The sequence below is a fragment of the Aquabacterium sp. A08 genome (assembly GCF_011742065.1).
This window is the reverse complement of record NZ_JAAQQT010000264.1, coordinates 1-370: the sequence shown is the minus strand read 5'-3', so window position 1 is coordinate 370 and position 370 is coordinate 1. Positions and strand designations below refer to the sequence as shown.

The 370-nt window shown below is 63.5% G+C and carries 1 protein-coding gene; it reads right to left on the bottom strand.

From position 1 onward, the window contains the following. Positions 1-199: 199 nt before the first annotated feature. A partial coding sequence (locus HA630_RS01500) for a co-chaperone YbbN (protein ID WP_243855320.1) occupies positions 200-370 on the bottom strand: 171 nt, incomplete at its 5' end.

Sequence of the window (370 nt, the reverse complement as noted above, 5' to 3'; positions counted from 1 at the left end):
AGACACGTGCAGTGCCTTGAGTTCGTTCAGGTGCATGGGATCACTCCTGCGAGGAGTCCAGAGAATGTGGGGGGAGGGTGCGGTTCGCGGCTGCAGTGGCGCGAACGCTGGATTTCGGCCGGGCCCGTGGGGTCGCCCGTGTTTGCCGTGATTATGACAGGAAAACCACCCGGGCCTTGCACCCGGGCGGCTGGGGGGATCAGGCCAGTTGCTGGTCGATGAAAGCGGTCAACTGGGCCTTGCTCAGGGCGCCTACCTTGGTGGCGGCGAGCTGACCGTCCTTGAACAGCATCAGCGTGGGGATGCCGCGGATGCCGTACTGGGCCGGCACGTTGCGGTTTTCGTCCACGTTCATTTTGGCCACTTGAAG